A 23,538-nucleotide genomic window follows, 5' to 3' on the forward strand; every position below is an offset into this window, starting at 1 on the left:
AAAACGTAAAATCCCCATCAAGCACTTGAATCATGTGTTTGATGGGGATTTTGGAGTTTCTGGTGAATAATTCAGGTATTACAGTGGTAAATTAATATTTAAAAATCAAAATGATTATATTTATGTGGCAAGTATTCCGTCAAAATCTAAAAATTACTATCAAAATGGAGATAGAAAAGAACTAATTGGTAATGTTGATAGGATATTAAATACACTTGCATTATTAAAGAGTAATTCATTTGAAAATGCGTTACTACCGATAGCTGTTATAAATAAAGCCGTATCGATCTCTAACCAACCAGGTATCTCTATTTTAGAGAAATTTGCTAAGCAAAAACTAAATAAGTAGCATAGTACTATATAAAATACGTAATAATATTTCTAGGGTGATAAGTCATGGGTATTTAAATGAGTAATGAATAAAATGAGGGTGTATTTTAATGGAAAATAGAATCATTAATTCATTAATGAAAAATTTTGCAAAGAGTAATGAATTGTCAACAACAAACGAAAGTGCACTTTTTGAAGAGTTTTCTACGTATTATGTGGTGTCTAAACTGATGGACGGAGATTTTAGTTATGATAACATCGATGAAATGCAAATCGGAGATGGTGATGATGCAGGAATTGACGCAATTGGGTTATTAGTTAATGGTGAGTTTATTGACAATCTTCAATCATTGAAGGACTTATTAGCCAATGGTCATAGGAATTTAGATGCACTCGTACTTTTTATACAGTCAAAAACAAGTTCGAAGTTTCAGTATACTGAGATGATAAATTTTGGAAATGGAATTGCTGATACATTACGTGAAGAACCAAGATTAAGGCAAAATATAAATTTAAAAGAAAAATGGGCGATGATTAATGAGTTAGTAAATAGTGCAGCCAATTTTAAGAGTATTAGAGGAAGAGCGTATTATGTTACAACAGGGGAATGGACAGAAGACCATAATCTAGTTGCGGCAATTTCGAACGTAAAAGAGACTATCATGGCACAGCACGTATTTACAGATTTTGAATATAAACCGATTGATCATGCTACGCTACGTCAGTATAATGCGGACGCAGAAACAAAAGTGTCTGGAACCGTATACTTTCCTGAAAAAGCTGATTTACCGGACGTGTTAGGCGTAGATCAAGGATGGTACGGATACATTTCAGAAACAGAATTTTTAAGTTTAATTGTGGATGAAAATGGTGATTTACGGCGTTCGCTATTCTATGATAATGTGAGAGATTTTCAAGGTGATACACCAGCTAATATTGGAATACAAAAAACGTTGATGTCGAATCATCCTGAAAATATGGCAATCTTAAATAATGGAATTACAATTATTGCAGAACACGCTACTCAAACGAGGAAGAAACTAACATTAGAGAATTACCAGATTGTGAATGGCTGTCAAACTTCCTATGTTATTTACAACAATAGAAAAAATGCACGAGAAACAATCTTTTTACCTATAAAAATTATAGTTACGACGGATGTTAGTGTGTCTACTAATATAACCGTTGCCAATAATCGTCAAACTACGGTTAAGGACGAAGATTTATTGGCGTTAACGGAGGTTCAAAAAGAACTTGAGGAATTTTTTAAGACTTATACTGGAGATAAAGCGCTGTTTTATGAACGTAGATCAAATCAATATAGTGAACATCCTGAAGTTGAAAAAGTTAGAATTGTGCCTATATCAATGTCACTTCGTACGTATAGTTCCATGTTTATGGGAGTGCCTCAATTAGCTAGTCGTTGGATTGGTAAATTATACAAAGGATATTCTAAACAAGTGTTTGATGGAGAAAAGACAAATTTGGCATTTTATACGGCTGCATTTACTTGGTATAGATTTAATTTCTTTATTAGGAATGGAATATTTGAACGAAAATATGCAAAATTTAAGTATTTTATACTTATAATGTTACGACTTTATTTAACAGGCGAGACTCGTCCAGAAATTTCAAAAAAGAAAACTATTAATGAGTGTGAAACCATAAATGAAGTTATATGGAATAAAGATAAGTGCAAAGAATATATGAAAAAAATGATTGATGTGATTGCAAAAATTGCCGGTGATCAGATAACGTCCAATACCTTGACCTCAAGTAAAACGTTTTTAGATGAGGTTTTGCAAGGTGTGTTAGATTTAAAAAAACAAGAAGGCATTAATAATTAATAAAGTTTCCGAATTGTAACTATGGGCTGAATCCAGAAAATGGATTGAAAAGATTGCGGATGCGGTTAGGTAAATCTAATCACAATGAACCTTAGGTATGAATTAATTTGAGTTATAAAGTACGATTAGATTATGAATTTCAGTGGGTTGATAAAGTAAATATGATATGGAGGAATTTAATTTGTCAGGAATGGTCGATATTCCAGTCCCATCTCGGTTTAGAATGGGAAATTTGTTTAGAGATAATAATTTTGAGGTTCCAATTTATCAACGGAATTATGCGTGGCAACGCGATGAAGTAACTGATTTTTGGAATGATTTATTGGATCTGGTTCAAGGGCATCGTAGTGGCCATTTCTTTGGCCAACTTGTAACAGTTAAGCATGAAGATGTTCAAGAAGTTATTGATGGGCAACAAAGATTAACGACTAGTTCTATTTTGTTAGCGGTGTTAAGAGACATCGCTAATGATTGGAACAAAAATCAACGGGATAACATGTCTAATGATTCAAGTGATATGTTACGAGACATTATTCGTGGTGTTGGAAAATGTTTACGTGGAGATAACGGTGAACGTGCAGCGCTATTACTACAAAAAACAGGTAAAGATGAAAATGACGTTACGGATATTCGGACATATTTTAATCGACTAATGCATCAAACAGATGGCCAGTTAGTAGAAACAGCGTCTACTGAACCAACCAAAAACCTATTGGGTGCGTATCGTGACCTGAAGAATTTAGTTTTAGCTGAAGTTCAATCAAGCAGCTTAATGACAGAACGGGTCAATAAATTAAATCAAATATTTGAAAACTTTACGGATAATTTTTATGTCGTGATTATTTCTGCGCTGAGTAATGAAGATGCATTCATTATTTTTGAAACTTTGAATAGTCGTGGTAAGGATCTTAAAGCGTCAGATATCATCAAAAATCATTTAATGTCTATCTCTGGAGATCAAATTACACATGCAAATGATCAATGGAAAATTGTTTCTAGTCGACTAAAAGATAACAGTGACCGAATTACCCGATTTATTCGGACATATTGGGCAGCTAGAAAACGGTTGGTTGTCGAGTCTAATTTATATCGGTCATTGAGTCAAGATTTAGGTACTACTAATGATGCACAGGTATTCTTAGATGATCTTGATGATTTAGTTGGGTTATACGATGTTTTGGAATCGCCAATGGCGCCTAAGGCTAATAGAGAATACTTTAAAAATAGTGCTTTACTTGAGCAGGTTGACGTCTTGAATCGATTAAGCGTTAAGCTTTATTATCCAATCGAATTAGCCCTTAAAAAGGGTGGTTATCCCGAAGAGGATATGTTGAAAGTTCTTAATAAAGTATTATCTATCTTTGTTCGCCATCGGGTAGTTATGAATGAGGGCACTAACTCATTGGAAACGGGCTTTGCGCGTATTGCACAGCAAATTTATTCTGGTGAATTAAATACGGTCGACAGTATTATTCATCAACTAGATGATAAACTTTTAAAACCCAATGCACAGGTCGAAGGGAACTTCTTAACGCTACAAAAAGAGGGAAGTACTCGTGGTCAAAAGAAGTGGACGTTGATGTATCTGTTAAGTGGTTTATTTGACGAAGATTTATATCAATCTGTTTTTGTGGACGATGACTATCAGCTTGTTCATATTGATGAGGATAAACTTACTGATGAACAGCAAGATGCTATCGGTAATTGGACATTGTTGGAAAAGAAGTTGATAAGTAAATACGAAAAAGCAACAGATGATGATTCTAAAGCAGAACTTTTGCGTCAGTCTAAGTTAGCTGAAAATCAGGAACTAGCAACCAAATTAAGTTCATGGAATTTTGATAAGGTTAATGAAAGGCAGCATCGATTTGCCAGATTAGTAACGACTATTTGGTAAATGTGATAATCAACCGGATACTTAAAAAAGTGATCTCTCCAACAAGGGATCACTTTTTTAGTATGCGAGAAGAGCATAGATGAATTGATCCTGTTACAATAATAGTTGATAATATCCTATAAATTAACGGAGAAAATTAGACAATGCCGATATTGAGTTATCATCCGAATGAAAGTGACACAAATGAAACGTATGAGCTTGACTTTGAAGTTTTTCAAAGTAGTTCTGACATTGTTAAAAAGGTACAGATAGCTGGAGGAGACTTATTACCAACTAACGATTGGAGCGAAATTAGTACCCTGAAAGAATTACAGCAATGGCTAACAGAAAAAACACACCACGTTCTCTATGCTGGCGTATTCAACTCAAAGGAAGACTTGTTTTACGAACTAGGTGACGATGACTTTCTACGAGAAGAAATAGAAGAGTACGAGGGAGAACGCTTCATGCTCTATTTCTGCGAAGAGACCCAGCAATACTTTCTATTGATGCTAACGTACGAATATCTGTGAAACCATTGATTACTGATGTGGGTATCGGTTAACCAGAGTTTCATCTCATCGTTCACAGGTAAGTGCTAATAAGCGATAGAATGGGTAACTACGTGGACTTCCAACAGGTTCATATCGATGTAATGAAGTGATTATAAAAAGCGATTCACTTTAATTTTTCCATGAGGGCAGGATGTATCAAACCTCAGAACCACCACCATCCCCACCCGATAGCCTCCACCTATCACCATCCACAAAAATGAGAAAACCATTTGACAATTAATCTCACAAAAGGTATATTAGCCTCATCAACTAAAAGGGAGGTTCCATAATGACTACTCAATCAATGCTCAATGTTAAAAATATCTGTTGTCGAATGTCGCGTGTTTGGCGATGTTCGGCCTGTTAGCATTGACTTTTATGAGGGTTAGGAACCTAAAAAGTCCATGTTTCCTGGTGGAACTTGGACCAAGGGCGCGCGAATTCTAGATGAATTCCGGGCCCTTTTTTGTTACTTTAATTTTAGAAATGGAACACCATGTGAACGGGTGTCGTCTACGGTTAAAATAGCTAGATTTCTAGTTACCTCCAAATTGAATCGAAGCTTTACTAGTTTTAGTTAAGAAGAGGAGACTACCATGTTAATTCAATCTGTTGAGCAACTTATCGGCCACACGCCGTTGATCGACCTACAAATCGATGTGCCAAACCACAGTCACATTTACGCCAAGCTGGAGATGTTCAATCCCGGCGGCAGCATCAAGGATCGGCTGGGACAGTACCTGATTCAAGATGGCATCGACAAGGGAAAAATCAACGCCACGACCACCATCATCGAACCAACTGCTGGTAACACCGGTATCGGCGTTGCGTTAGCGGCACAGCAACATCATTTACCATCGATTTTGGTGGTACCGGAAAAATTTAGCTACGAAAAGCAAACGTTGATGAAGGCGCTGGGCGCTAAGTTGATCAACACGCCATCCGAGGACGGCATCAAGGGCGCCATCAAGAAGGCCCGGGAGCTAGCAGCCCAAACACCAAACAGCTACGTGCCAATGCAGTTTGAAAATCCCGCTAATCCGGCGGCCTATTACCACACGTTGGCACCGGAGTTGATTGAAGATTTAGGCCAACCGATTACCGCGTTTGTGGCCGGGGCTGGTAGCGGCGGCACCTTTGCTGGGATTGCGCAGTATTTGAAAGAACAGAACCCTGATACGAAGGCGATTGTTGTTGAACCTGAAGGCTCGATTCTCAACGGTGGGCCGGCGCATGCGCACCGTACTGAAGGTATCGGGGTGGAATTCATTCCGCCGTTCTTCGAGAAGGTGGCCATCGATGACACCATGACGATTTCGGATGCCGATGCTTTTGCGCAGGTGCGCAAGATGGCGGCCGAACAGGGTTTGTTCATTGGGAGTTCCAGCGGCGCAGCGTTGGCGGCTAGCTTGAAGCTGGCGGAAACTTTGCCGGAGAATAGCCGGATCGTAACCGTATTTCCCGATAGTAGTGAGCGGTACATGAGTGAGCACGTATACGAAGTTAACACACCAAAAAACTAAAAAAGAGGCTATCAACTATGAAATTTGAAACGAAGTTAATCCACGGCGGTATCAGTGAAGATGCAGCAACGGGGGCCGTTTCAGTGCCGATTTACATGGCATCGACGTTCCACCAGAAGAAGATCGGTGAAAGCAAGTACGAGTACTCCCGCTCCGGCAACCCCACTCGGGAAGCTGTTGAGGCATTGATTGCGGACTTGGAGGGTGGCACGCAGGGGTTCGCCTTCGCGTCCGGTTCCGCCGCTATCGACACGGTCTTCTCCCTGTTTTCTGCGGGCGACCATTTTGTGATCGGCAACGACGTTTACGGCGGTACGTTCCGCTTGATTGACGCCGTGCTGAAGCGCTTTGGCATGACTTTCACCGTGGTGGATACCCGGAATTTGGATGCTGTAGAAGCTGCGATTACGCCCGCTACGAAAGCAATCTACTTGGAAACGCCAACCAACCCATTGCTCCGCGTGACCGACATTGAAGCGGTGGCCAACATCGCCAAGGCCCACAACGTGCTGAGCATCATCGACAACACCTTCGCCTCGCCATACGTGCAACGCCCACTGGAACAGGGCGTGGACATCGTGTTGCATAGTGCGTCTAAATACCTGGGTGGCCACTCCGATGTGATTGCCGGGGTCGTCGTTACCAAGGATCGCGAGTTGGGCGATAAGATTGGGTATTTGCAAAATGCTATCGGCGGCATCCTCGCACCACAGGAAAGCTGGTTGTTGCAACGGGGGATGAAGACGTTGGCTGTGCGGATGAAGGCGCACTTGAACAATGCCGAGAAGGTCTTCAACTACCTCAGCGACCAACCCGCCGTTTCGAAGATCTACTACCCAGGTGACCCCAACAACCCCGATTACGAAGTGGCCAAGAAGCAGATGAACGGCTTTGGCGCAATGATCTCTTTCGAACTGCAACCCGGTTTGGATCCCAAGAAGTTCGTGGAAAACTTGCAGTTGGTGACCCTGGCTGAAAGCTTGGGCGCACTGGAAAGCTTGATTGAAATTCCAGCTTTGATGACCCACGGCGCCATTCCACGCGAGATTCGCTTGAAGAACGGCATTAAGGACGAGCTCATCCGCTTGTCAGTCGGCATCGAAGAAACCAAGGACCTGTTGGCGGACTTAGACCGCGGCTTCATGAGCGTTCAAAGGAGCAATGACAATGTGGCAAACAGCGCGCGCCATTCTTAAGCGTGACCCAGCGGCCCATAGCTTGCTGGAAATTGTGTTAACGTATCCGGGCGTCCACGCGTTGTTTTGGCACCGCATCGCCCACTGGTTATCCTATCATCACCGTTACGTGCTGGCCGGTCTCATTAGCCGATTCAGCGCGGCCCACACAGGCATCTCGATTGCACCGGACGCCGTAATTGGCAAGCGGGTGTTTATCGACCATGGCGTGGGCGTGGTGATCGGCGCTACCGCCATTATCGGCGATGACGTCACTATTCTGCACGGTGCAACGCTAGGCGCAAGAGGCACCGTATGGTACGGCCGCCGCCACCCAATCGTCAAATCAGGCGCATTCATTGGCGCGAACGCTCAGTTACTGGGCGCGATTACGATTGGTAAGAATAGTAAGGTTGGCGCTGGGGCGGTGGTGCTGGAAGATGTGCCTGATTATACGACGGCGGTGGGGAATCCGGCGCGGTTGATTAAGAAGGAGCGGATTCGGATTGAGTTGTATCCGCCGAAGAAGTATGTGGAGTTTTAGAGAACGGAGCAAGGCGGGTAGAGAGCGGAGTGTAAGGTGAGTTTAGTGAAAGCGCCCTGGGCTTGGGCGGTTTTACTGAACTCATCTTACATGCAGCTCTTTGCCTTGCGGCCTTCATTTCGGCGCAGGCTAATAAAAGAGGTAGTGTTAACAGGCTTCACAATATCAACGATTATTGCCAACTAAAGTCCAAGTGGCGCCGAAAACAGAGTAGGAGCAATGATCGTCGCCGCTAGCACACTGTAAAAGCAAAATACCCCGATACCACTCAAAATAGCTAAAACCCCCTGACCATAAAAATACAGAAATACTATCCACCCATCATTTCGGCTAGAAGGATAGCAATAAATTAATTAAATATCGGCTACAAAAACTACAAGGGACCGTTCAGCTCATCTGCCGAACGGTCCTTTTGTGTCCTACTTAAATATAGAAGCAACAACAAATTCTGCACAAACTTTTAGCGCCTATTAGCTATTAAAACTGAAATCGGTTACAAAACCGAACCGTAAATTCGCCCTAAACCCCGTCAATATTCCAATAATGCAACTAAAAAACAAAAAAATGGAATTTTTATTAATAATTAATAAAGCGTTTCCGAAATTCATGGTATGATAAAGGGGTATAAAGTGTAGGGTGTCATGTTGATGTTTTCACAATTTCTAGATAACTATCGCGACCTTGATAGGTCAAATTGTGGAGAGATGTGGCACCGATTTAAGAAGGGTGGATCTACCGATGAAAAACTATGTTGCGCTGGTGGGGACCAATACCGCCAAATCGACCAACCGAAAGTTATTAACGTACATGAAGAACCGGTATACCGAAGAAGCTGCCATTGAAGTTGTTGAGCTCAAGGGCTTACCAATTTTCAAGAAGACTGCCGATTTATTCGTACCAGAACAAGCTCAAGCAATTGCCGAGAAGATTGAAGCAGCCGATGGTGTGATCATCGGTACGCCTGAATATGACCACTCAGTGCCAGCCCTGCTTTCTAGTGCCTTAGCCTGGTTATCATACGGCATCCACCCATTGATGGATAAGCCAGTGATGATCGTTGGGACGTCATACGGGACTTTGGGGGCATCACGGGCTCAATCCCAACTGCGTCAGATTCTGGACTCCCCAGAAATTAAGGCAACGGTGATGCCAAGTTCTGAATTCTTGTTGGGTCACTCCCTTCAAGCATTTGACGCTGACGGCAACTTAACCGCCGAAACTGAAGTGAAGCAGTTAGACGGGTTGTTCCAAGACTTCCTGCTCTTTACTGATTTAACCGCTCAGTTGGATCACTCAAAGCAACTGCATAAAGAAGACGCAGCGGCTAACTTTTCGTGGGATAATGGTTTAACAGGAGATGATAAATAATGGTCAAATTAGTTGGAATCGCGGGTTCAATTGGTGATGAATCCTATAACCGGATGTTGTTGCAATTTATCAGTAAGCATTTTAAAAAAGACGTTGATATTGAACTATTAGATATCAACGACATTCCACAATTTAACGAAGATGAAGATGACGGCACGAACGAAGCTGCTTTAGACTTGGCTCGTCACATCTCCGGCGCCGATGGGGTGATCTTGGCAACGCCAGAACACAACCACACCGTGCCAGCTGCCATGAAGAACGTCATCGAATGGATGTCCAACAACTTGCACCCATTCACCGGCAAACCCGTTTGGATCGTTGGGGCGTCATACTACACCCAAGGGTCATCACGGGCTCAGCTGCATTTAAAACAAATCTTGGAATCACCCGGCGTTAACGCTATCGTGATGCCAGGTAACGAATTTCTATTGAGCAACGCCAAGAGCGCCTTCGACGAAAACGGCGACTTGAAGGACGCCCGCACTGTCGGCTTCCTTGAATCCGTTTTGAAGAAGTTCCTGACGTTTATGAAGGTGATTGATATGATGGACGCGCCAGATCCAAAGAACGCACACGAAGAAGACATGGAAGCCAAGCACCCAGTGAACACCACGGTTGAAGGCGTTGACCCTAACGATCCTGAATGGGTTGAAAAGGCCGCCGAAAAGACCCATGCTGCTTCCGGTGGCGACTATGTGAAGTTGGACCGCGGGTTGTTGACGGTTGACCAATTGAACTGGTTCTTGAACTCAATGGCCGGGGAACTGACCTTTGCCGATGACAACAACCAATTCATCTACTACAACCACAACGCCGACGCCCCTCAAATGCTGGCGGCTCGGACCCCAGATCAAGCTGGTTCCTCACTTGCCGGCGTTCACCCAGGTCGCGTTGTTGAACACGTTAAGCAAGTCATCTACGCTTTACGGACTGGCCAAACCGACGTTGTCTCAATGCCAGCACAACAGGGTCCTAACCAACACGTGATGCACTACTACCGGGCAATGCGCGATGAAAACCGCCGTTACCGTGGCGTTAACGAATTGGTGATCGATGTAATGCCAGTGATCGACTACTACTTGAAGGCTACCGGCCAAAAGTTAGTGAAGGATCCAGATGCTAAGCCATTCTCACCAATCACCGGCTTAGACGGTATCACGGGTGCTTCAAAGCACTCAACCCCAGGCACTGACGCAACCAGTGGCGCTTCAGCTAAGGGTGACGACAAGCCAGCCGAAACTGATGCCACGACCAGCGCTTCGGTTGAAGAAGCCGTTGAAGCTGCGAAGGCACCAGAAGTTTATGCAACCAGTGGTGCTTCAGAAGAAACAACTGAAGCCGCACCAGCAGCTGCATCAACCCCAGCACCAGCACCAGAAGCAGAAGCACCGGAAACGGATGCAACTAGTGGTGCTTCGGAAGCATAAACCGGTTGAATTTTAGCCAATAAAAAATCGTGGTTCTCCGAATTGGAGGATCACGATTTTTATTATCTCAATTGAAGTGTGATTAAGCTAATGCCGTTTTTCCCAAGCCGTCTTGCCATAGTAAACCGCGTAGCACAGCGCCAAGAACGGAATCATGTACAGCAACGCTGGCCGTTGCGTTGGGTCAAAGACGATCAACACACAGGACAGTAAGCTCATGATAAATGCTAACCAAGGCACAACTGGGTACCAAGGCGTTTTGAATTTCAATTCGGCAGTGGTGTGACCGGCTTTCAGCCAAGCTTGCCGGAAACGAATTTCGGAGAAGGCAATCGCCATCCAAACGATCACAACGGCTAAGCCGGAAATCGACACGAGCACGAGGTAAACAGTGGAAGCCGCAACGACACTAGAAATCAGTGCCAGGACGCCACCAATCATACTGAGGCAGAGTGCCAACATGGGCACGCCGCGGTTGTTGGTTTTGGCCACCTTCAGCGGAATAGTCCCTTCATTGGCCAGCGACCACAGCATCCGCGTTGACGCATACAACCCAGAGTTAGCGGCCGACAAAATCGCCGTCAGTACCACGAAGTTCATCAGATCACCGGCAAACGGTAAGCCGATACTGTTAAAAACTAAAACGAAGGGACTTTGATCAACGCCAGCTTTTTGCCACGGAATCAAGGCCGACATCACGGTAATACTGCCGATGAAGAAGATGATCAATCGGAATAGCGTCGTGTGGATTGCTTTCGGCAACGTCTTTTCCGGATCCTTGGTTTCTCCAGCGGTCACACCGATCAACTCGGTACCAGAGAAGGCAAAGTTAACGGTCAGCATGGTAGTGAACACCGCTTTGAAGCCGTTAGGAAACAGGCCGTCTTTGACTAAATTCGTGAACATCGGCGCGTGTTGGTAACCTTTGATGTGGATGGCGCCGAAAATGGCTAAGGCGCCGAGCACGATGAAGACGATGATGGCGACCACTTTGATACTCGAAAACCAAAATTCGGTGTTCGCGAAGAACTTGACGGACAGCGCGTTAGAGGTGAAAATAACGATCATGAACAACGCGCTCCAGATCCAAGTGGGCGAGTTCGGGAACCATTTATGCATAATCAGCCCGGCGGCGGTAAATTCCGAACCGAGAGCCACCGTCCAGGTCAACCAGTATAAGATGGCAACCGTAAAGCCGGTACCGTGGCCAATGAAGCGGTCAGCGTAAACGTGGAACGACCCGGTTTCCGGCATCGCAACGGCCAGCTCACCCAGACACAGCATGACGAGGTAAACCACGACGGCGCCAATGCCGTAAGCTAAGATCGTGCCAATCGGACCAGCTTCGTGAATCGTGTAACCAGAACTCAAGAACAGCCCGGTGCCAATCACGCCACCTAGGGAAATCATAAACAGGTGCCGCGAAGTCATCTTGCGTTCGAGTTCAGTATGTGTTTTTTCTGCCATAAAAAGTTCCTCCATAATTGCAAATGCACGAGAATTAGAATAACATTAAAAAACGTGATTAAGCAACTTTAATTTTAACGGGGATAAAATGGTTTCCCGGTGTGACACGTATTTTGAAATGAGAAATAGTTAAATTAATGAGAGGTGGTCTTTAAATGATCAAATTAAACCGGCAACAACCACTAGTGATCGATGGCGCAATGGCGACGGAATTGGAAAAACGAGGTGTCGATACCGATAACGCGTTATGGTCCGCCATGGCCTTGATTCATAACCCCCAGGCGGTTGTTGACGTGCACCGGAGTTATTTTGAGGCCGGCGCCAACATCGCCATTACGGACAGTTATCAGGCGAATGTGCCAGCCTTTGAAGCAGCGGGGTTGAGTGCTGAACAGGGCCGGGCGTTAATTACGGCTTCGGTTAAATTAGCGCAACAAGCTCGCTCGGAATATCAAGCGGCTCATCCAGAACGCACCGCACCGCTGTTGATTGCGGGAAGTGTGGGGCCTTATGGGGCTTACTTGGCTGACGGGAGTGAATACACGGGTGACTACCAGTTAACAACTAAGCAGTATCAGGAGTTTCACCGGGAACGCATGTCGTTGTTGGTTGCAGCGGGTGTTGATTTATTGGCACTGGAGACGCAACCGAACTTTGAAGAGACCAAGGCCTTAGTGGCGATGGTTGAAGCTGAATTTCCAACAACGCCGGTCTGGGTGTCGTTCAGTGTTGATGGGCAGGATAAGCTGTGTGACGGGACGCCATTGGCAACGGCGGTGGCGTACTTTAATGCGCATCCGCAAGTTCAAGCTATCGGCGTTAACTGTACGGCAATGACCAACGTTACGGCGTTGGTTGAAGGGGTACGTGCGGCAACGGAAAAGCCAATCGTGGTTTATCCGAATAACGGTGATACCTATGATCCAACAACGAAGACGTGGGAAACGCATGCGGATGCACCAGCCTTTCGCGATTTAGTGCCAACTTGGCAGGCTAAAGGCGCAACGTTGATTGGCGGTTGTTGCCGAACGACGCCAGCGGATATTGCGGAAGTTGCGGCGGTGTTGGCTGCTGAGTAATGTGAATGATTAGAAAAGCACCATGAAAACCCGATATTACGGGGCTTCCATGGTGTTTTTTAGTTTAAGTGATTTCTGTTTAGCTTAGCGAAAGTCGAGGATAATGTTACTTAGTTGAACGCCGTTTCTTCCAACCAAACCATCCGAGAAGCGTGAGACCAAGTAGTCCCCAGAAAGTTGTTGATGAGTGAGACTGATCGTTGGTTTGTGGAAGGGCGGTTGCGGTTGAACTGGCGTTGTTTGCTTGGTTAGTAGTGGTATGCGGAGCACCCACAGTAACAGGGCTGGTTGCTGGACGAGTGGCCTTTGACTGAGTTTTAACTTTAGTCGCACTCGGGGTCGTTGGGGTGATAACGCTTGGGCGGGGTGTTGGCGTTGGATTAGGTCGACTGTGATTACCGTTACCGGTTTCGGGTTTGTTGCCGGCGTTGTTGTCGGTGCCAGAACCGTTGCCAGTGGCGCCAGTTTCTGAACCGTTGCCCGAACCTGAACCACTATCAGTCCCGGAGCCAGAGTTATTTCCAGAACTGTTGTCGATGCCAGAACCATTGCCAGTTCCAGTTCCGTTATCAGTCCCGGAGCCATTGCCGTTCCCGGAACCATTGCCGTTCCCGGAACCATTGCCGTTCCCGGAGCCATTGCCGTTCCCGGAACCATTGCCGTTCCCGGAACCATTGCCGTTCCCGGAACCATTGCCGTTCCCGGAACCATTGTCAGTTCCGGAGCCGTTGTCAGTGCCAGAGCCGTTGTCAGTGCCAGAACCATCGCCAGTTCCGGAGCCATTGTCAGTGCCAGAACCGTTGTCAGTGCCAGAACCGTTGTCAGTGCCAGAACCATTGTCAGTTCCGGAGCCATTGTCAGTTCCGGAGCTATCGCCAGTGCCAGAGCCGTTATCAGTGCCAGAACCATTGTCAGTGCCAGAGCCGTTGTCGGTCCCAGAACCGTTGTCGGTCCCAGAACCATTGTCAGTTCCGGAACCATTGCCAGGGCCATTATCAGTGCCAGAACCGTTGTCAGTCCCGGAGCCATCGCCAGTGCCAGAGCCGTTGTCGGTCCCAGAACCATTGTCAGTTCCGGAGCCATCGCCATTGCCAGAGCCGTTGTCAGTACCAGAGCCGTTGTCGGTCCCAGAACCATTGTCAGTTCCGGAGCCATCACCAGTGCCAGAACCATTATCGGTCCCAGAACCGTTGTCAGTTCCAGAACCACCATCAACCTCGCCATCCGGCGTTGGATCAATCGGTGGGGTTGCGAGCCGATATTGGACAGTAACCTCACTATTAGCGGTATCGGCTGTAATCGTTTCGGCGTCAACGGTTGTCTGACTGGCAATTAATGCGCCTATTTCAGGGCTATCAGCGGCCTGCCAAACAGGTTCGCCGGTTGGTTGCCAGTCGGTATACGTCACGTCGCTAGAAGCCACGTTATACGAAGCGGTTCTAGTAAACGTTACGGACTGCTGGACGTCAGGTGCCACCGACTCGTTTTGTTCGTTAACGTAGTGAATCGTTCGGGTGACCGTCCGCGTTAAGGCGTCCGGTTCGAGTCCTGCGGGGTATTTGGGACTGTTGGGGTCATCAGGGTTCATGGCACTACCGGGTTGGTAAGTGGGGTGGTCAGTGATGGTCATCGTCGTTGGATAGTAGTAAACCGTCACCGTTTGAGCGAGTTTATCGACGTTTGCAGGCGTTGCCTCAACCGTTGGTGTCGTTGTGGTGAAGGTTTCAATCGTGGGACTCTGCACGGCAGCAAAGGTCGCCGTTGTCTCTGGTTGCCAGTCAGTATAGGTCACTTGGTGCTGGTCATCGACAGTTGCCGTTCTAGTGAACGTCAACGTGGTCGTTTTAGGTTGTGCGATTGGTGTTTTGGTCAGACCATCAACGTAATTGATCGTTTGCGTAACGGTCCGCTTAACGTCGTAATCGCCGGGGAAATCGGGGGTAAATACATTCCGCGTGTAGTTCACTTGGCGGTCAACCGTTGCCATTTCGCCAGTTACAGTGATATCGGCGTTACCAGTAGTTGTTACGCCATCAATCGTGGTTATCACGCTGGCAACGTGTTCAGCGGGTGCTTTAAGATCCGTTAACGCGGGCACGATGGCTTGACGATCCGCTTCTGATTGACTGATACCACTTGGCTCGGTTGTCCACGGCGTTAGCGTCCACTGGGTGTTACCCGTTTCATTGGCGGTCGACTGGGTGAGGGTTCGGTAGAATTGAACCGACTGCTTAGCCGTTTCTGGCGTTGGGAGATTGTAGTGCGTCGTCACGGTAACTTGTTGACTAAGTTCAGCAGCATCAACGTACATAATGGTCCGTTCGCGGTTAGGCGTTGTTGGCGTAACAGTTTCAGTGGCCACTTTTTCTACAAAGGCAACTTTACCGGGCAACGTTAAGGCAGTTGGTTCTGGGAAAGTATCGCCATCGGTAGCGAGCCAATTGCTGTATTTGACGGTTGCGGATCCATCTGGTTCAAAGGTCACCGAAGCGGTTCGCGTAAAGGTGATGGTTTGAGTGGTGTCAGGTGCCAATGAGTTGCCGGTTTGGTAGTCCTGGTGGTGAATGGTTTCGGTAACGATTTTTTTGAGGTCGTTAGTCGTTAGCCCATCCGGATAGCGGCGCGGGTCCAATAAATCAGTGCTCACCGCGGTACCGGCAACTTGTGGCTGTTCGGCGGACACAGTGACCTGAGCGGCATAGTAACCAATGGTGGCGACTTGTTCCCCTTGATTAGCCTCAAAGCTGATAGCTGGGTAACTCGACATAGCGGGCACCATCCCGGGAACGATTGGGCTTGTAACGGCGTCAAAGGTAGTGCTTGACGGAATATCGACCCGTTTCCAGTCACTATAGGTTAAGCCTGTGGCGGGATTGGCCAAATACTGTTCGAGGTTGACCGTTACCTCCCGATATAGTGGTAGGTTTGTGTGGTGGTCAGGCGCAACGGTTGTTTGGGTTTTGGCGTCAACGTAGTGGATCGTTTGGTGGCGGACTTGGTAGAGGTCGGCGGCACCCAAACCACCTGCAAGGATTGGGGATAGTTCATCCGTTGAAAGCAAGTGACTCCCAGCTTCAATGGGTGCAAAGCCCTGTGTGAGTGGGTCACTTGGATTACTGGTATGTTGACCCGAAACCGTAATAACCTTTGGGTAGTAGACAGCCGTTTGAGTCACCGTTTTGCCAGCCGTTGCGGCGATGCTGGGGAGGTCTGCAGTTTGGGCAATTAAATGCGCTGCATCTGGATTAGCAATGGTGGCCATGCTGATTGCTGAGAAACTAGCTGGTGACCCATCAAGGTTAGTGAAGGGCTGCCAGTCAACGGTGATTGCGGAGCCGTCTTTGATACCATCCGGATTTTGAAGTTGATTGGTATCGATTGCGGTGACCTTAGCGCGTTGTACCAGAGATTGGGTCTGGGTGGTTAAAGTACCCAAATCTTCCTTGGTAACGGCGTTGACCCCGTTAACGACACGGGTAACGGTTGCGTAGCGCGGTTGGACAGCGGCGCCGGGCAAATCACCGAGGTCGTTGGTTTCAATAACGTAAAGGTCATCGGTTGCTAGGAAGCCACTTGCAGTTAAGTCAGCTTGCCAAGAGCCATCCGCTTTAACAACGGTCAGTTGCGTTTTGCGGCCATCTAGGGATTTGATAAAAATCTTGTTTCCGACTCCGGTACCGGTACCGGATAACGTTCCGTTGGCGGTTGGGCGGTCCGCAATTGTTGGTGTAAGCTGATGAGTTGAGGCTTGTGCGCGACCTAAATAAACGGTGTGGTCCGCGATGAACGCCCCGTTTTGAATCACGAATGCGGGTAAACCAAGGTGAGTTGAAACGTAAATCGTGGTTTGATACTTATCACCGGTCGAGGATAACGGTAAGGAAACGGCCTGAGGAATAGTTGAAACGGGTCCGTACAAGTCAAAAGCACCGGGAGCGCCCGCGATGTTTGCCGTTTTAGCCGCGGTACTCGTTGAGGTTGAAGTTGTCATCGTCACCGTGGCCGGACCGATAAAGCGAATATCCTTTGGTGGGGTGAGGGTAGTGGGCAGAATCTGAACGGTGATCACGGACTTTCGGGTGAGTTCTAATTTGCCGTTGTTCATTCGGGTATTGGTTGCCCAAATCTGATAGTTTTTAGGGAAGATGGGTTGTTTAAATAGTGTCTGTGCCAGTGCTTGTTCAGCCGCACTGGTGCCAGCGGCATCCGGGCCGATATATTCGTAGTCACCGGCCGTGACGCGTGTATAGTAACCGCTGGGGCTGAGATACCAACCGTATTTGGCTAAATTTTCGGGTGCGAGATCCTTGATATATTGGGTAACGTTGACCAGTTCGGCGTTGGGGGCGGTCAGTTGTGCAGCTTTAAGCGTTGGCGTTACTGGGGTTGTTGCACGTGCTGCACGCGCTGTTGGTTGAGGTGCCGGTGGTGTTGGCTGGGATTCAGTAACCGGTATTGAAGCGGGGACATCGGTCGTTGCCGTGATTGTCGAAGCTGCATCAGCAGTTTCGGATGGTGTGGCAGGGCTGCTATCTAGGGTTGAATCAACGACGGGAACCGATTGTGGCTCGGTTGAGTCAGTCGCTGGTTTAGTTGTTGGTTCGTCAATATTGTTAAGCGTAGGCGTTGAAGCGGGTAATGCCGGTTCGGTTGTCGTTGTATCGGTGGTATCAGTTTCAGTAACCTCATTATCAGCACCGACCATAACTGATTCAGTGGCAGTCTCTGCTGGCGCCCCTGTATCTGCGTGACCAACCAGTGGGTGGCTAGTTAATGCCAAGGCGGCCAGAATCGTTGCACTACTGCTAATTAACCACAATTTACCAGATTTGTATAGTTTATAACGAACAAGTTTAGTTTGCGTGTCGGTGTCCAGGCGTCGTCTTAAATGCGTTGTTTTTTCCATGGCGTGGATGGCCTCCTAGATAGTTAAAGTCATTCGATTAGCGGGATCTTGTCTGAAATTGGGAATTAAATCAGAATTGGTATAGGTCAAACATACCGGAAACAATTGTCGTTATCAAGTAAAAAATGATGGTAATTTCGTGAAAATATAATTAAAAAACTAATCTATAACATAAGTGAAATAATTGGAGTTATTCACAATTATGGGCTAGGCCGAAGATGGTGGGGGTTACAGGGATAATGGGTATAGTTTGGGGAATCTGGAGGTGGAGGAGTTTAGGATGGTGAGGAGATTGTGAAGAGAGGCGTTTAGTGGAGAACGGTATAGGTGGGGGTGTTTCACGTGGAACAAATGTAATGGGATAGTGAGATTAGTTTGGTAAGGATTGAAGTGGTGGTCTTAAATTAAAAGTTAGTTGATGCGGTTATTGAAGTGCCGTGCTGTTATGTAGCCTAAACGTGTAAAAAAACGCAGGACCTGGCCATATAAGGAACGGCAGGCACAAACCTCCAAAAACCGGAGATTTATGCCTGCCGTTCCTTATATTCTGGGTCCTAACCGCGTTTTTTTGCGCTCTCTCAAAAAGGGAACCAACACCCTCAAGCATCGGTTCCCTTGTTCACCATTTCGCTTGCTTGTTCCTCCGTGACGAACTTTAAGAACTTCTTTTGGAGTTTTGCATTATCGTTGAAAATCTCAGTGGCGGGGTCGTTGTTGTTACATAAGAAGAGGACCTCACTTTGGTTATCCATTAACCATTTACCGGTTTGCCAGTGGAAGCCCGTCTTTTGTTCGAAGAGGGATAGCATCCGGTATAACTCGCTGGATTTGGACAACGCGTACAAGTACTTGATCTTCGTAATCAATCGGCTGATATCGTTCAAGTAGTTCAAGTAATCAATCGTCGTTTGGATTGCAGGATCATTTGGGTCATCATCCAAGTGTTCCTGTGGGGTTAACGCTGCTGGTTGCGGCGCCGAGGTTGACTGGTCGGTGAATGAGATCACAACCGAACAGAGGTTGCGAACCAAGTCAAAACGGCCACGTTCTGCAGGGGTCATCTCACGGTCCTCCTTGGCAGCGCGTTGCGTTTCAGGAATGATATTATAGCAATCATCAAATATTGGATTATTGGTCATATTGTGACTAGTCTCCTAACTGGCGCGGAATTAAATGGGGGTCATGTCACCCATTAGCGCAGTGCTAGTTGTGACGTTAGTTTCGTTCACTCAAGCGGTCAATGATACTGTATCATATCAAAAATAGTAAATCCGTTTACTAAAGTTTAATCCTGATACAATCAGGGATTACTAACAGTTTATAACAGTTCTCAAGTCAATTTAAGGGTAGCGGTTACATTCGCTAAATAAATGACATAAAAGGGCTAGAAAACGTTGAAAAAACCGATTAATAATAAATTTATACCACATTTGTATAAACTTTTCACTATTTTGATGGCGAACTTAGTGAATAACTTTAAAACCGGAATCTGAGGGATAACAGTATTGAAATAATGTATCGCTAAGTTGTCTAAAACTGAACAAATCCATTTCAATCGTGACATTCCACGTTTCGCCGGAATAGTATTATTTTGTTCGCTTGTGAAAAGCCAATCTGGTGGCAGAAAAAAGAACCGTCATCGCTCGCACGGCTGTGAACAATGGCGGTTCTTAACAGTTAAATTTTAGTCTGGATCAGCCAGTGATTTACCAGTTGTCCCGTATTTGAACCCATCAAAAATTTTGTCAATGTCGTTGAATTCGGAATCGCTCAACGTAACGTTCATGGCCTTTGCGTTCGCAATGACTTGGTCGGGCTTTTTGGCACCTGGAATCACCACACTGATCAGTGGGTTCTTGATGTACCATGCCAAAACGGTTTGGGTGACCGTGGCATCGTGAGCTTCCGCGATTGGGCGAATGGCATCAACGGCGGATAGGATCTGACCATAACGTGGTTCCTTGAAGTCGGCAATTTGGCTGCGAATATCGTCGGCTGGGAAGGTGACGTCCTTCGTGTACTTACCCGTTAATAGGCCAGAAGCCAGTGGGAAGTATGGCACGAAGCTGATGTTGTTTTGTTTTAAGTAAGGCAACATCCGTGAGCCGTGATCTTGGTGCAAGAGACTAAATTCGTCTTCGACAACGTCAAGGTAACCATCGGCGTTGGCATCCTTAATCTGCTTCAAGCTAAAGTTGGAAACCCCGATAGCGCGAATCTTACCTTGTTCACGCAGACGTTGTAGGGCGCCAACAGCTTCGGCCTTTGGCGTATCGTGGTCTGGGAAGTGAATGTAGTAGATGTCGATGTAGTCTGTATCGAGCCGTTTGAGGCTTTCATCGACCTGCTTGGTTAAGAACTTCGGGTCATTGTTAATCACCTGTTCACCACTTGAGAAGTCGTGAGCGCCCTTCGTAGCAATAATTAACTTAGAGCGGTCGTAGTCCTTAATGGCTTGACCGACTAATTCTTCGGAGTGGCCTAACCCGTAAACGTAGGCGGTATCTAACAACGTGATGCCGTTATCGATACCAGCCTTAACGAGGTCGATGCCGTCTTGATCCTTTAAATTTGGAAAGAGGTTGTTGCCCCCAACGGCGTTCGTGCCTAACCCTAAAGCCGTTGCGGTGACGTCTGTTTTACCGATCGTAACTTGTTCTGACATAAACCAATTCCTCCTTGAAAGCGTTTTGATAAGTTCATTATACTAGTTTTCACACGCGTAGAGAAGCAAGCTAACGATCGTTAAATTCGGTTAAAATACCGTCAAATCAAGCTTTGTGCCAACTTCGAAAATTAATTTAAAATAAATTAGCACTCTACTTGCGCGAGTGCTAAAAAGGTGCTATTATAGACAATGTTGACGGGGATAGTTAAACTATATCGGACGAAAGTTCAATATATGAGACTAGCCGCTTCGACTGAAAACTAATCCAACTTAATAGCAATCAGCGAGGCACCGTCAAATCAGTTTTGGCGGTGTCTTTGCGCGACACCAATCAATGGAGGAGGAATCGAAATGGCTAACTTATTTAATAACGACCCATTTTTCAATAACAACATGGATGATCTGTTCAACCAGATCTCTCGACAACTCGGTGACGGCAGTACAGCCCGTTACGAGGTCAATGGTCACGAATTGACCCCCGATGAATTTGCACAATACCGTGCTACCGGTAAGTTACCGGATCGTGAACACGAAATTGAAGTGAATGATGCGGGTGACCGCGCTGTAAAGAAGGGCGGTATTCTGGAGAAGTTGGGTCGTAATTTGACCCAAGAGGCTCGAGATGGTCTGTTGGATCCAGTGATTGGTCGTGATTCCGAGATTCAAGAAACGGCTGAAATTTTAAGTCGTCGAATCAAGAATAACCCGATTCTAGTTGGGGACGCCGGCGTTGGGAAGACCGCGGTTGTGGAAGGCTTAGCCCAAGCAATCGTTGCCGGTAAGGTCCCAGACAGTGTTAAAAACCAAGAAATTTACTCAATCGACTTGTCTTCATTAGAAGCCGGTACCCAGTTACGGGGTTCATTCGAAGACAACATTAAGAACTTGGTCAAGGAAGTTAAGGCGGCGGGCAACGTCATCTTGTTCTTTGACGAAATCCACCAAATTCTCGGCATCGGCTCAACCGGTGGCGAAGATGGTGGCAAAGGCTTAGCTGATATCATCAAGCCAGCGTTGTCTCGTGGTGACATTACCGTTATCGGGGCAACGACGCAGGATGAATACCGGAACACGATTTTGAAGGATACCGCGTTGGCACGTCGGTTTAACGACGTTGTGATCAATGAACCAACTGCTGAAGACACCTTCAAGATTCTGCAAGGCATCAAGAAGTTGTATGAGGATCACCACCACGTTTCACTGCCAGATGACGTGTTACACGCTGCCGTGGACTATTCCGTTCAGTATTTGCCACAACGGACCTTACCTGACAAGGCGATTGACTTGTTGGATATGACGGCGGCGCACTTAGCTGCTGGTCAGCCAAGCAACGATACCGCTAGTTTGAAGGCCCAGTTGAAGACGGCTGAAGCGGAAAAAGAAAGTGCTGCGAAGGCGGAAGACTACGAGAAGGCCGCTAAAGCAAAGGCCGAAGTTGACCGCTTGAACAAGGCGTTGAAGTCGACCGATGATACCAAGACGACCACCATCGTTGCCACACCAGATGACGTGGCCGCCGCCGTTGAACGGTTGACTGGCATCCCAGTTTCTAAGATGGGCACCAACGATATCGAACGGTTGAAGGGTATCGCGGATCGTTTGAAGGCTAAGGTCATCGGCCAAGATGAAGCCGTTGACATGGTCGCACGGGCGATCCGTCGTAACCGGGCTGGCTTTGACGAAGGCAACCGGCCAATCGGCAGCTTCCTGTTCGTTGGCCCAACCGGGGTCGGCAAGACGGAATTGGCGAAGCAATTAGCCGTTGACCTCTTTGGTAACAAGGACGCCATCATTCGGTTAGACATGAGTGAATACAGCGACCGGACTGCGGTTTCCAAGTTGATTGGGACCACCGCTGGTTACGTGGGCTACGAAGATAACGGCAACACGTTGACTGAACAAGTTCGCCGGAACCCATATTCGATCGTCTTGTTGGATGAAATCGAAAAGGCCGACCCACAAGTCTTGACCCTGTTGTTGCAGGTCATGGACGATGGTCGGTTGACGGATGGGCAAGGCAACGTGGTGAACTTCAAGAACACCATTATTATCGCCACTTCTAACGCTGGTTTTGGCAACGAAGCCCTTACTGGCGACGACGCTAAGGACCAAACCTTATCCGATCGGCTCCGTCCATACTTCAGACCTGAATTCTTGAACCGGTTCAACGGCATCGTCGAATTCAGCCACTTAAGCAAGGAAGACCTTGGTCAAATCGTGGACTTGTTGTTAGACGACGTGAACACGACGCTGGCTAAGAAGGGGATCACTTTGACCGTTACCGATGCGGCTAAGGACCACCTCATGACCGACGGCTACGATGAAGCCATGGGCGCTCGTCCACTTCGTCGGGTCATCGAACAAGAAATCCGGGACCAAGTCACCGACTTCTATCTGGATCACTTGGATGTTAAGGCGTTGAAGGCTGATTTAGTTGACGACAAGATCGTCATCACGGAAGCCTAAGTTTGATGTTGTGTTAAATCCAATTTGAAAAGCCACCGTACCTGAAGCTGATTGCTTCGAGTGCGGTGGCTGTTTTGTTTTACGTTTGTGTCTAGCGTAAGCATTCTGCTGTTTAATTTGTGAAGTGCGGTGATTTGCGTGAACTGACGATTCCGGTCAGCGGCTAGGTTCCTGCTGTGGGGCCGGTCTGAGCCGAAGAGCGGTCTCAGACCTCGAATTCAAGCCTCGCCATGTAGACAGCCCTGTCAAGTTGACAGATGAAATAATATAAAATTTTCTTTGTACTCAAATGGCTTCGTTCCAGTATT

15 protein-coding genes are annotated in these 23,538 nt (G+C 46.7%); 11 read left to right on the plus strand and 4 right to left on the minus strand.

Annotation, left to right across the window (positions count from 1 at the left end; all coding sequences use genetic code 11):
* The first annotated feature begins 124 nt into the window (after positions 1-124).
* From ACYVR3_RS13885 to ACYVR3_RS13925, 9 genes are all read left to right on the plus strand, one after another.
* Positions 125-349 carry a hypothetical protein gene (locus tag ACYVR3_RS13885; RefSeq protein WP_461244737.1) on the plus strand — a complete coding sequence of 75 codons (225 nt, stop codon included), beginning with the start codon at positions 125-127 and terminating at the stop codon, positions 347-349.
* Between the two features lie 91 nt (positions 350-440).
* A complete protein-coding gene (locus tag ACYVR3_RS13890; protein WP_461244738.1) occupies positions 441-2,177 on the plus strand; it encodes an AIPR family protein in 1,737 nt (578 codons plus the stop codon).
* 190 nt (positions 2,178-2,367) lie between these two features.
* Positions 2,368-4,074, plus strand: a complete 1,707-nt coding sequence (locus ACYVR3_RS13895; RefSeq protein ID WP_461244750.1) for a DUF262 domain-containing protein — start codon at positions 2,368-2,370, stop codon at positions 4,072-4,074.
* Positions 4,075-4,217: 143 nt separating this feature from the next.
* A complete protein-coding gene (locus tag ACYVR3_RS13900) occupies positions 4,218-4,586 on the plus strand; it encodes a hypothetical protein (RefSeq protein WP_461244739.1) in 369 nt (122 codons plus the stop codon).
* A gap of 617 nt (positions 4,587-5,203) precedes the next feature.
* Complete coding sequence (locus ACYVR3_RS13905; RefSeq protein ID WP_461244740.1) at positions 5,204-6,130, plus strand: PLP-dependent cysteine synthase family protein; 927 nt, start codon at positions 5,204-5,206, stop codon at positions 6,128-6,130.
* Positions 6,131-6,147: 17 nt separating this feature from the next.
* Positions 6,148-7,326 carry a trans-sulfuration enzyme family protein gene (locus tag ACYVR3_RS13910; RefSeq protein WP_461244741.1) on the plus strand — a complete coding sequence of 393 codons (1,179 nt, stop codon included), beginning with the start codon at positions 6,148-6,150 and terminating at the stop codon, positions 7,324-7,326.
* Positions 7,298-7,849: a serine O-acetyltransferase EpsC gene (gene epsC, locus ACYVR3_RS13915; protein WP_461244742.1), complete on the plus strand. Its 552-nt coding sequence runs from the start codon at positions 7,298-7,300 to the stop codon at positions 7,847-7,849. Before ACYVR3_RS13910 ends, epsC begins: the two co-directional genes overlap by 29 nt.
* A 738-nt stretch (positions 7,850-8,587) precedes the next feature.
* Positions 8,588-9,217, plus strand: coding sequence for an NADPH-dependent FMN reductase (locus ACYVR3_RS13920; RefSeq protein WP_461244743.1), 630 nt, complete (start codon positions 8,588-8,590; stop codon positions 9,215-9,217).
* Entirely contained in the window at positions 9,217-10,644 is a 1,428-nt protein-coding gene (locus tag ACYVR3_RS13925; protein WP_461244744.1) for an NAD(P)H-dependent oxidoreductase, read from the plus strand. The genes ACYVR3_RS13920 and ACYVR3_RS13925 overlap by 1 nt, the downstream gene beginning before the upstream one ends.
* 87 nt (positions 10,645-10,731) lie before the next feature.
* Here ACYVR3_RS13925 and ACYVR3_RS13930 read toward each other — a convergent pair whose 3' ends face one another.
* Positions 10,732-12,111 (minus strand): amino acid permease, encoded by a 1,380-nt coding sequence (locus ACYVR3_RS13930; RefSeq protein ID WP_461244745.1) that lies wholly within the window; start codon positions 12,109-12,111, stop codon positions 10,732-10,734.
* Between the two features lie 155 nt (positions 12,112-12,266).
* Here ACYVR3_RS13930 and mmuM point away from each other — a divergent pair, with 155 nt between their 5' ends.
* The gene (gene mmuM, locus ACYVR3_RS13935; protein WP_461244746.1) at positions 12,267-13,190 is read left to right on the plus strand and encodes a homocysteine S-methyltransferase; all 924 of its coding nucleotides are present in this window, start codon (positions 12,267-12,269) and stop codon (positions 13,188-13,190) included.
* Positions 13,191-13,296: 106 nt separating this feature from the next.
* On the opposite strand, the gene ACYVR3_RS13940 is transcribed toward mmuM, so the two are convergent.
* The 3 genes from ACYVR3_RS13940 to ACYVR3_RS13950 form a co-directional block, all read right to left on the minus strand.
* Positions 13,297-18,096 carry a mucin-binding protein gene (locus tag ACYVR3_RS13940; protein WP_461244747.1) on the minus strand — a complete coding sequence of 1,600 codons (4,800 nt, stop codon included), beginning with the start codon at positions 18,094-18,096 and terminating at the stop codon, positions 13,297-13,299.
* Between the two features lie 599 nt (positions 18,097-18,695).
* On the minus strand, positions 18,696-19,235 hold the full coding sequence (locus ACYVR3_RS13945; protein WP_054735237.1) for a hypothetical protein: 540 nt from the start codon (positions 19,233-19,235) through the stop codon (positions 18,696-18,698).
* A 545-nt stretch (positions 19,236-19,780) separates the two neighbouring features.
* Complete coding sequence (locus ACYVR3_RS13950; RefSeq protein ID WP_461244748.1) at positions 19,781-20,761, minus strand: aldo/keto reductase; 981 nt, start codon at positions 20,759-20,761, stop codon at positions 19,781-19,783.
* Between the two features lie 354 nt (positions 20,762-21,115).
* On the opposite strand from ACYVR3_RS13950, the gene ACYVR3_RS13955 reads away from it, so the two are divergent.
* Positions 21,116-23,230, plus strand: a complete 2,115-nt coding sequence (locus ACYVR3_RS13955) for an AAA family ATPase (protein ID WP_461244749.1) — start codon at positions 21,116-21,118, stop codon at positions 23,228-23,230.
* Positions 23,231-23,538: the final 308 nt, after the last annotated feature.

This window comes from Secundilactobacillus muriivasis, from assembly GCF_054785195.1.

Coding starts and splice junctions, on each gene's coding strand:
- ACYVR3_RS13890 (WP_461244738.1), top strand. CDS start 441: ATGGAAAATAGAATCATTAATTCATTAATGAAAAATTTTGCAAAGAGT.
- ACYVR3_RS13895 (WP_461244750.1), top strand. CDS start 2,368: ATGGTCGATATTCCAGTCCCATCTCGGTTTAGAATGGGAAATTTGTTT.
- ACYVR3_RS13900 (WP_461244739.1), top strand. CDS start 4,218: ATGCCGATATTGAGTTATCATCCGAATGAAAGTGACACAAATGAAACG.
- ACYVR3_RS13905 (WP_461244740.1), top strand. CDS start 5,204: ATGTTAATTCAATCTGTTGAGCAACTTATCGGCCACACGCCGTTGATC.
- ACYVR3_RS13910 (WP_461244741.1), top strand. CDS start 6,148: ATGAAATTTGAAACGAAGTTAATCCACGGCGGTATCAGTGAAGATGCA.
- epsC (WP_461244742.1), top strand. CDS start 7,298: ATGTGGCAAACAGCGCGCGCCATTCTTAAGCGTGACCCAGCGGCCCAT.
- ACYVR3_RS13920 (WP_461244743.1), top strand. CDS start 8,588: ATGAAAAACTATGTTGCGCTGGTGGGGACCAATACCGCCAAATCGACC.
- ACYVR3_RS13925 (WP_461244744.1), top strand. CDS start 9,217: ATGGTCAAATTAGTTGGAATCGCGGGTTCAATTGGTGATGAATCCTAT.
- ACYVR3_RS13930 (WP_461244745.1), bottom strand. CDS start 12,111: ATGGCAGAAAAAACACATACTGAACTCGAACGCAAGATGACTTCGCGG.
- mmuM (WP_461244746.1), top strand. CDS start 12,267: ATGATCAAATTAAACCGGCAACAACCACTAGTGATCGATGGCGCAATG.
- ACYVR3_RS13940 (WP_461244747.1), bottom strand. CDS start 18,096: ATGGAAAAAACAACGCATTTAAGACGACGCCTGGACACCGACACGCAA.
- ACYVR3_RS13945 (WP_054735237.1), bottom strand. CDS start 19,235: ATGACCAATAATCCAATATTTGATGATTGCTATAATATCATTCCTGAA.
- ACYVR3_RS13950 (WP_461244748.1), bottom strand. CDS start 20,761: ATGTCAGAACAAGTTACGATCGGTAAAACAGACGTCACCGCAACGGCT.
- ACYVR3_RS13955 (WP_461244749.1), top strand. CDS start 21,116: ATGGCTAACTTATTTAATAACGACCCATTTTTCAATAACAACATGGAT.